The sequence below is a fragment of the Streptomyces sp. BRA346 genome (assembly GCF_052851135.1).
This window is the reverse complement of record NZ_JAIWIH010000081.1, coordinates 19638-29796: the sequence shown is the minus strand read 5'-3', so window position 1 is coordinate 29796 and position 10159 is coordinate 19638. Positions and strand designations below refer to the sequence as shown.

Here is a 10159-nt window from a genome sequence, read left to right as displayed (position 1 = left end):
CTTCAGCCGTCAGCGGGGGCTGGCGGCGGACGGTCGTATCAAGGCCTTTGCGGCCGGTGCGGATGGCACCGGTTGGGGCGAGGGTGTCGGCATGCTGCTCGTGGAGCGGCTGTCGGACGCCCGCCGCAACGGACACACCGTGCTGGCGACCGTGCGCGGCAGCGCGATCAACCAGGACGGCGCGTCGAACGGTCTGACGGCGCCGAACGGCCCGTCGCAGCAGCGCGTCATCCGGCAGGCGCTCGCCGCGGCCGGACTCTCCGCGTCCGAGGTGGACGCGGTCGAGGCCCACGGCACCGGTACGACGCTGGGCGACCCGATCGAGGCGCAGGCGCTGCTGGCCACCTACGGCCAGGACCGGCCGGACAACCTGCCCCTGCTGCTCGGCTCCATCAAGTCCAACATCGGCCACACGCAGGCCGCGGCCGGTGTGGCGGGCGTGATGAAGATGGTGCTGGCGTTGCAGCACGGCGTACTGCCGCAGACCCTGCACGTGGACGAGCCGACGCCGCACGTCGACTGGTCCGCCGGTGAGCTGGAGCTGCTGACGGAGGCGCGGGAGTGGCCGGAGACCGGCCGTCCGCGCCGGGCCGCGGTGTCGGCCTTCGGCATCAGCGGTACGAACGCGCACACCGTGCTGGAACAGGCCCCGGCCCCCGAGGAGACCCCCGCGGCCGGTCCGGCGGCCGTTCTGCCGACGGTGCCATGGGTGCTCTCGGGCAAGTCCCGTGCCGCCGTGCGCGGTCAGGCCGAACGGCTGCTGGCCCACCTCGGCGCCGACGCCGCAGCCATCGACATCGCGTACTCGCTGGCCACGACCCGCACGGCCATGGACCACCGGGCCGTGCTCACCGCGGACGGCGGGGACGGGCTGCTGGCCGGTCTCGCGGCGCTCGCGCGCGGCGAGACCGAGGTGCCGGGCCTGGTCGAGGGCTCGGTGGCCGGTGGCAAGGTGGCGTTCCTGTTCACGGGCCAGGGCAGCCAGCGGCTCGGCATGGGGCGTGAGCTGTACGAGGCGTACCCGGTGTTCGCGGACGCGCTGGACGAGGTGTGCGCCCACCTGGACACGCATCTGGAACGGCCGCTGCGGGATGTTCTCTTCGGTGAGGACGCCGCCGCGCTGGACCAGACCGGCTTCACCCAGCCCGCGCTGTTCGCCATCGAGGTGGCGCTGTTCCGCCTGATGGAGGCGTGGGGTCTGAAGGCGGACTTCCTGTCCGGCCACTCCATCGGTGAGCTGGCCGCCGCCCACGTGGCGGGCGTGCTGTCGCTCGCGGATGCGGCGAAGTTGGTCGCGGCACGTGGCCGTCTGATGCAGGAGCTTCCGGCCGGTGGCGCGATGATCGCCGTCCAGGCCTCGGAGGACGAGGTGGCGCCGCTGCTCACCGAGCGCGTCAGCATCGCCGCCCTCAACGGCCCCACCTCCGTGGTCATCGCGGGCGACGAGGACGACGCCGTACAGATCGCGGCGTTCTTCGAGGCGCAGGGCCGTAAGACCAAGCGCCTCACGGTCAGCCACGCCTTCCACTCGCCGCACATGGACGGGATGCTGGGCGCGTTCCGCGAGGTCGCGCAGGGGCTTTCGTACGAGGCCCCGAGCATCCCGATCGTCTCCAACCTCACCGGGGACGTGGTCTCCGCCGAGGAGATCGCGACCGCCGACTTCTGGGTGCGCCACGTCCGCGAGGCGGTCCGCTTCCTGGACGGCGTCCGCACCCTCGAAGCGCGGGGCGTCACCACGTACGTCGAGCTGGGCCCGGACGGTGTCCTCACCGCCATGGCGCAGGAGTGCGTGACCGGCGACGACATCGCGTTCGTCTCCGCGCTGCGCAAGGGCAAGCCGGAGGCCGAGGCGCTGACCGACGCCCTCGCGCGGCTCCACGTCCGTGGCCCGGCCCCGGACTGGGAGGCGTACTTCGCCGGTACGGGCGCGCGGAAGGTCGGGCTGCCGACGTACGCGTTCCAGCGCAGCCGCTACTGGGTGGACGCGCTGCTCAACTTGGACGAGGTGGCCTCGGCCGGGCTCGGCTCGGCCGGTCACCCGCTGCTGGGTGCGGCCGTGGAACTGCCCGACGCGGACGCGTACCTCTTCTCCGGGCGGCTCTCGCTCGCGTCGCACTCCTGGCTGGCGGACCACACGGTCGCCGATACGGCCGTGCTGCCGGGCTCCGCGTTCGTGGAGCTGGCGGTGCGCGCCGGGGACCATGTGGGCTGTGGGCTGCTGGCGGAGCTGGGCCTCGAGGAGCCGCTGATCCTGCCGGAGCGCGGCGGGGTGCAGCTGCGCGTGTCGGTCGGCGAGCCCGACGGCGAGGGCCGTCGCCCGCTGGCGGTGTACTCGCGCCCGGAGGGTGCGGGGTCCGACCAGCCGTGGACGCGGCACGCCGGTGGCGTTCTCGCATCGGCCGAGGCCCCGGCACCCGTTGCCGAGTTCGCCGTATGGCCGCCCGCCGGCGCGGAGCCGGTGGACACCGCTGCGCTGTACGCGGGCATGGCGCGCGCCGGGCTGCTGCACGGCCCGGCGTTCCAGAGCCTGCGCCACGTGTGGCGGCGCGGCGAGGAGCTGTACGCGGAGGTGCGCGTCGGCGAGGCGCAGCAGGCGGACGCCGCCCGCTTCGCGCTGCACCCGGCGCTGCTGGACGGTGCGCTCCAGCCGCTGGGGCTGGCCGTGGACGGTGCCGCGGTGGCGGCCTCGTGGCGGGGGCTGAGCCTGTACGCGGTGGGCGCCGAGGCGCTGCGCGTACGGCTCGCGCCGACTGAGAGTGGCACGGTGTCGCTGGTGGCGGCCGATGGGACGGGTGCGCTCGTCGCGTCGGTGGACGCGCTGGCCGCCGAGCCGCTGGACGCGAATCGGATCGCCGGAGCGGCGGCGACGTCCGGGCACCGGGACACGCTGTTCCGGGTCGACTGGGCGCCGGTGACGGCGGCTTCGGAGAGTGCGCCGACGCGCTTCGCCGTGGTCGGCGGCGACGACCTCAAGCTGAGCGTGGCCCTCGACGCGGCCGGGCACACCGCCACGGCCCACGACGACCTGACGGCGCTCGACATGGCGGTCGTGATGGACGGGACGGCGCCGGACACGGTCCTGGTGCCCTTCCTGCCCGAGCCCGGAACAGGCGGTGGCGACCTCGTCGCGGACGCGCACGCGGCCACCCACCGGGCCCTGGGCCTGGTCCAGGAGTGGCTGAACGGTGGTCGGCCCGGCAGCGCCCGGCTGGTGCTGGTCACGCGCGGCGCGGTCGCCGCGGCCGGGGACACCGAGGTCGCGGACCTGGTGAACGCGCCCGTATGGGGGCTGCTGCGGTCCGCGCAGACGGAGAACCCGGGGCAGTTCGTGCTGCTCGACGTCGACGGCGAGGTGTCGTACCCGGCGATCGCGGCGGCGCTGGACTCGGGCGAGCCCGAGATCGCGCTGCGCGCGGGGGCGGCGTACGCACCGCGCCTGGCCCGGGTCGAGGCCCCGGCCACCGAGCCGGTACGGAACACCCTCGACACCGAGGGCACCGTCCTGGTCACCGGCGCCACCGGTGGTCTGGGCAGGCTGGTGGCCCGCCACTTGGCCACCACGCACGGTGTCCGCCATCTGCTGCTGACCAGCCGCAGCGGCCCCGCCGCCGAGGGCATGGCCGAACTGACCTCCGAGCTCGCCGAGTTGGGTGCCGAGGCCACGGTCGTCGCGTGTGACGCGGCCGACCGGGAGGCGCTGGCCGGGCTGCTGGCCGGGATTCCGGCCGACCGTCCGCTGACGGCCGTGGTGCACACCGCGGGCGTCCTCGACGACGGTGTCATCGACATGCTGACGCCGGAGCGGCTCGACCGCGTGCTGCGGCCGAAGGTCGACGCGGCGGTCAACCTGCACGAGCTGACCCGCGATCTGGACCTGTCCGCGTTCGTGCTCTTCTCGGCCGCGGCCGGCACGATCGGCGGCGCGGGGCAGGGCGGTTACGCCGCGGCGAACGTGTTCCTCGACGCGCTCGCCGGACACCGCCGCGCCACCGGCCTGGCCGCGCAGTCCCTCGTGTGGGGCATGTGGGCCGAGGCGCGCGGCATGGGCGGCAGGATCGGCGAGGCCGACCTGAAGCGGGCGGCGCGCGGCGGTGTGCTGCCGCTGTCCGCCGAAGAGGGCCTCGCCCTGTTCGACGCGGCGCGCACGGTGACCGGCGAAGCGGTGCTGGTGCCCGTACGGCTGGACCTGGCGGCGCTGCGCGGCGCCGCCTCCGCCGGGGAGCTGCTGCCGCTCTACCGCGGCCTGGTGCGCACCCCGGTGCGGCGGGCCGCCGACAGCGGCGGCGCGGCCGTGCCCGAAAACGCCGCCGAGACGGACACCCTGGCGCAGCAGCTGGCGCGGCAGTCGGAGGCCCAGCAGGAGCGGACCGTTCTCGACCTGGTGCGCCGCCAGGTGGCCGCCGTGCTGGGCTACGCGTCGAAGGAGCAGGTGGGCGCCGAGCAGGCGTTCAAGGAGCTGGGCTTCGACTCGCTGACGGCCGTGGAGCTGCGGAACCGGCTGAACGCGGCCACCGGGCTGAAGCTGACGGCGACGCTGGTGTACGACTACCCGACGCCGGTGGCGCTCGCGCGGCAGCTGCGCCACGAGGTGGCCCCGGAGGCCGCGGACACCGGACTGTCCCTCACGGAGGAGCTGGAGCGGTTGGAGAACAGCCTGTCCTCGCTGGCGCCGGAGGACCTGGCGGCGGTCGCGGCGGACGAGGCCGCACATGCGAACATCACGGTGCGCCTACAGACGCTGCTGGCGAAGTGGCACGACGTGCGTCGCACCGCGGACGACGACGGGGCGGACGCCGAGGCGGACGCGTTCGAAGAGGTCAGCGATGACGAACTCTTCGACTTCATCGACAAGAGGTTCGGCAACGGCTGACCGCGAACCGCACCCACTCCCGCACCCCCCCGACGATCCAGAGCACTTGCGAATAGGTGAAGGTCCATGGCGACTGCGAACGAAGCCAAGCTCCGCGAATATCTGAAGAAGGTCACCACCGATCTCACCGCCGCCCATCGGCGTCTCCAGGAGGTCGACGAACAGGCCCATGAGCCGATCGCGATCGTGGGCATGAGCTGCCGCTTCCCCGGCGGTGTCGACACCCCCGAGGCGCTGTGGCAGCTCATGGCCTCCGGTGGCGAGGCGCAGACGGCGTTCCCCGCCGACCGGGGCTGGGACCTCCAGAACCTGTTCGACCCGGACCCGGACACCCCGGACACCACGTACACCCGCGAGGGCGGATTCCTCGACGACGCCACCCGGTTCGACGCGGCGTTCTTCGGGATCTCGCCGCGCGAGGCGATGGCGATGGACCCGCAGCAGCGGCTGCTGCTGGAGACGTCGTGGGAGGCGTTCGAGCGGGCGGGCATCGACCCGGCAGCGCTGCGCGGCAGCCGGACCGGTGTGTTCGCGGGCATGAACGCCTCCGACTATCTGACGGTGGCGCTCGACGCGGACGACGACTTCGGCGGACACCTGGGCACGGGCAACGCCAGCAGCGTCGTCTCCGGCCGCCTCTCCTACGCCTTCGGCCTGGAGGGCCCGGCCGTCACCGTGGACACGGCCTGCTCCGCGTCCCTGGTGGCGCTGCACCTGGCGGTGCAGTCGCTGCGTCTGGACGAGTGCTCGCTCGCGCTCGCGGGCGGTGTCCATGTGATGTCCACGCCGGGGCTGTTCATCGAGTTCAGCCGTCAGCGCGGGCTGTCCAAGGACGGCCGCTGCAAGGCGTTCTCGGCCGACGCTGACGGCTTCGGCCCGGCCGAGGGCGTGGGCGTCCTGCTGCTGGAGCGGCTGTCGGACGCGCGGAAGAACGGCCACCAGGTGCTCGCGGTCGTCCGCGGCTCGGCGGTCAACCAGGACGGTGCGTCCAACGGCCTCACCGCGCCCAACGGCCCGTCCCAGCGGCGCGTCATCCAGCAGGCGCTGGCCAACGCGCGGCTGTCCGGCGCCGATGTGGACGTGGTCGAGGCGCACGGCACGGGTACGTCGCTGGGCGACCCGATCGAGGCGCAGGCGCTGCTCGCCACGTACGGCGCGGACCGGCCCGAGGAACTGCCGCTGCTGCTGGGGTCGGTGAAGTCCAACATCGGCCACACCCAGGGCGCCGCGGGCATCGCGGGCGTGATGAAGATGGTGCTGGCCATGCGGCACGGTGTGGTGCCCGAGTCGCTGCACATCGCCGAACCGTCCCCGCACATCGACTGGTCCTCGGGCGCGGTCTCGCTGGTCAGGTCGGCCACGCAGTGGCCCGAGACGGGCCGTCCGCGCCGCGCGGGCATCTCCTCGTTCGGCTTCAGCGGCACCAACGCGCACACCATCATCGAGCAGGCGCCCGCCGAGGAGCGGGAACCGGTCGAGTTGGTGGCGAAGCAGCCCGGCGTGGTGCCGTGGGTGGTGTCCGGCAAGAGCGAGGCGGCGCTGCGCGCCCAGGCCCGGCGGCTGCTGGACCGCCTCCACGACGAACCGGCGCTGCGCCCGGTGGACATGGGCCTGTCGCTGGCGACGACCCGCGCCGCGCTGGACGTACGCGGTGTCGTCCAGGGCCGGGACCGCGACGAACTGATGGCCGGGCTGACCGCCCTCGCCGACGGCGGCATGGCCGCTGGCGTCGAGCGGGGCTCCGTCGTCGCAGGTCAGACGGCATTCGTCTTCCCGGGGCAGGGGTCCCAGTGGGTGCGGATGGGCGTGGGTCTGATGGACGCCTCGCCGGTGTTCGCCGCCCGCATCGAGGAGTGCGCCGCCGCGCTCGCGGAGTTCACCGACTGGTCGCTGGTCGATGTGCTGCGCGGTGTGGACGGGGCGCCGTCGCTGGACCGGGTGGACGTGGTCCAGCCGGTGCTGTTCGCCGTGATGGTGTCGCTGGCCGAGGTGTGGCGCTCGCTCGGCGTCGAACCGGCCGCCGTGATCGGCCACTCGCAGGGCGAGATCGCCGCGGCGTGCGTGGCGGGCGTCCTGTCGCTGAAGGACGCGGCCCGCGTGGTGGCGTTGCGGCGGGCAAGGGCGGCATGGTGTCGGTGGCGCTGCCGGTGTCGGAGGTACGGGAGCGGATCGCGGCGTGGGGTGAGGAGCGGATCTCGGTGGCGGCCGTGAACGGCCCGTCGGCCGTGGTCGTGTCGGGCGAACCGGCGGCGCTGGATGAGCTGCTGGCCTCGTGCGAGGCGGAGGAGGTGCGGGCGCGCCGGGTGCCGGTGGATTACGCCTCGCACTCGGCGCAGGTGGAGTTGCTGCGCGATGAACTCCTCACGCTGCTGGCCCCCGTACAGCCCAAGACCGCGCGGGTGCCGTTCCTGTCGACGGTCACGGGGGAGTGGGTCGAAGGCCCGGAGCTGGGCGCGGAGTACTGGTTCACCAACCTGCGGCGCACGGTCGAGTTGGAGATTGCCGTACGCCGTCTGCTGGACGAGGGCTTCGGCGTGTTCATCGAGTCCAGCGCCCATCCGGTGCTGACGATGGGCGTGCAGGACACCGCCGAGGACGCCGGTGTGGACGCGGCCGCGATCGGTTCGCTGCGCCGCGACGAGGGCGGTCTGGACCGCTTCTGGGCGTCCGTCGGCGAGGCGTGGTCGCGCGGTGTCGCCGTGGACTGGCACGCGGTGTTCGACGGCACCGGGGCCCGCTGTATCGACCTGCCCACGTACGCCTTCCAGCAGCAGCGCTACTGGCCCGAGGCCGGGCCGGGGCGCGCGGCGGGGTCGGGGGAGACGCGGCACGACGCCGTGGAGGCGAAGTTCTGGGCGGCGGTGGAGGCCGAGGACTGGCAGGCCCTGGCCGCCGAGCTGACCGTCGACGGCGACCAGCCGATGAGCGCCGTCCTGCCCGCCCTCGCCTCGTGGCGCAAGCAGGCCCGCGAGCAGTCCACGGTGGACGGCTGGCGCTACCGCGTGACGTGGCGGCCGCTCGCCGATGCGCCGTCCGCGCGCCCGGGCGGCAGCTGGCTCGTCGTCGCGGCCGGCACCGACGACGCGTGGACGGCCGCCGTGACCGGCGCGCTGACCGGGCGCGGTGCCTCCGTCCAGCAGATCGTGGTGAACCCCGGCGCCGACGGCCGCGAACAGCTCGCCGAGTGGGTGCGTACCGCGCTCGCGGAGGCCGATGGTGAGTTCACGGGTGTGCTGTCGCTGCTCGCCCCGGCCGGGGATGGGGACGCGGGGGACGCTGCCCTGCCCGCCGGAGCCGCCGCCCAGCTCGCCCTGATCCAGGCGCTCGGCGACGCCGGGATCGGCGCCCCGCTGTGGTGCCTGACGCAGGGCGCGGTCTCCACCGGCGGCGACGACCGGCCGGAATGCCCCGAACAGGCCCTCGTCTGGGGCCTGGGCCGGGTGGCCGCGCTGGAGCACCTGGAGCGCTGGGGCGGTCTGGTCGACCTGCCCCAGGCGCCCGACGAGCAGGCGCTGTCCCGGCTCATGGGGGTCCTCGCCGCCGAGCACGACGAGGACCAGGTGGCGATCCGCGAGGCGGGCGTCTTCGGGCCGCGGCTGGTGCGCGCCCCGCTCGCCGACACGCCCCCCGTACGGTCCTGGAAGCCGTCCGGCACCACGCTGGTCACCGGCGGTACGGGACGCCTGGGCGCGGAGGTGGCCCGCTGGCTGGCCCGCAACGGCGCCGAACACCTGGTGCTGGCGAGCCGCCGGGGCGCGGACGCGCCCGGCGCGGTGGAGCTGGAGGCCGAACTGACCGGCCTCGGCGCCAAGGTCACCCTCGCGGCCTGCGATGTGACCGACCGCGCCGCGCTCGCCGACACCCTCGCCGCCATCCCGGCCGACCAGCCGCTGACGGCCGTCATGCACACCGCCGCGGTCATCGAGGACGGGGTGATCGAGGGGCTGACCCCGGATCAGGCCGAGCGTGTGCTGCGGCTCAAGGTGGACGCCACGCGCCATCTCCACGAGCTGACGCGGGAGCTGGACCTGACCGCGTTCGTGCTGTTCTCGCACTTCTCCGCGACGTTCGGCGCACCGGGCCAGGGCAACCAGGCGCCCGGCAACGCGTTCCTGCACAGCTTCGCCGAGCAGCGCCGCGCGGACGGGCTGCCCGCCACCACGATCTCCTGGGGCCCGTGGGGCGACGGCGGCACGGTGGACGGCGCCACCGGCGACCGGATGCGCCGCCACGGCATCAACGAGATGGCGCCGCTGCCCGCCACGGCTGCGCTCCAGCACGCCCTGGACCGGGACGAGACGGCGCTCACCGTCATCGCCATGGACTGGCGCCGCTTCACCCTCGCCTTCACCGCCGACCGGCCGCGGCCGCTGCTGGACGAACTGTCCGAGGCGCGCGAGGTCGTGGCGGAGATGCGGGCCGACGCGGCCGACGAGGCCGCCGCCGGGGAGGCGCTGGCCGGTCAGCTCGCGACGCTGCCCGAGACCGAGCGCGAGCGGGTGCTGCTGGAACTGGTCCGCGGCGCGGTCGCCGCCGTGCTGGGGCACTCCGGGGCCGAGGCGATCGAGGCGGGCCGGGCGTTCAAGGACCTGGGCTTCGACTCGCTCACCGCGGTCGAACTCCGCAACCGGCTGGGCGCGGCCAGCGGGCTCAAGCTGCCGCCGACCCTGATCTTCGACCACCCGACCCCGGCCGCCGTGGCGGCCCATATGCGGGCCGAGATCGCACCCGACGCGGCGGCCACCGGCGCCCCGGTGCTCGAAGAACTCGACAAGCTGGAGACGGTGCTCGCCGACAGCGCACCCGACAACATCACCCGGGCGCGCATCACCATGCGCCTCCAGTCGCTGCTGGCGAAGTGGAACGAGTCGGACGACACGGCGGCCCCGGCCGAGCCCGCGGCGGCCCCGTCCGAGGCCCTCGCCCAGGGCGCGGCCGAGGCCGATCAGCTTCAGTCGGCCAGCGACGAAGAGCTGTTCGCATTCATCAACAAGGGCCTGGGAAGGGCATGACGAGAATTCTGCTATTGACGTCGTTCTCGATGTCGGACAGGATTTTCCTCACCCTTGAATAGAGCTCTCCAATACCGGCTGCCCCCTATCGAGTCCCTGGGTCACCAGGGGGTCATAGGGGGCAGCTAGGGGTTGTCGGGAGGGTTAACCCGCGCATAGCCTCTCGTGGAGAAGTCGACTAATTGGTTGTTGGTTACCGGCTCCCCTGTTGAGGATCTGTGGAGCATTTCCGATGCCGTCTGCCGTAAATGGATTGCGTAAATGGCGAATGAAG

General features: G+C 73.7%; 1 protein-coding gene and 1 pseudogene. Both read left to right on the top strand.

Translation table 11 applies throughout. The features are described 5' to 3' along the window. Positions 1-4873: SDR family NAD(P)-dependent oxidoreductase (locus LCH29_RS42815; RefSeq protein WP_446467093.1), on the top strand; the 4873-nt coding region annotated here is incomplete at its 5' end. Positions 4874-4975: 102 nt separating this feature from the next. After that, a pseudogene (locus LCH29_RS42810) lies at positions 4976-9885 on the top strand (type I polyketide synthase). The last annotated feature ends 274 nt before the right edge of the window (positions 9886-10159 follow it).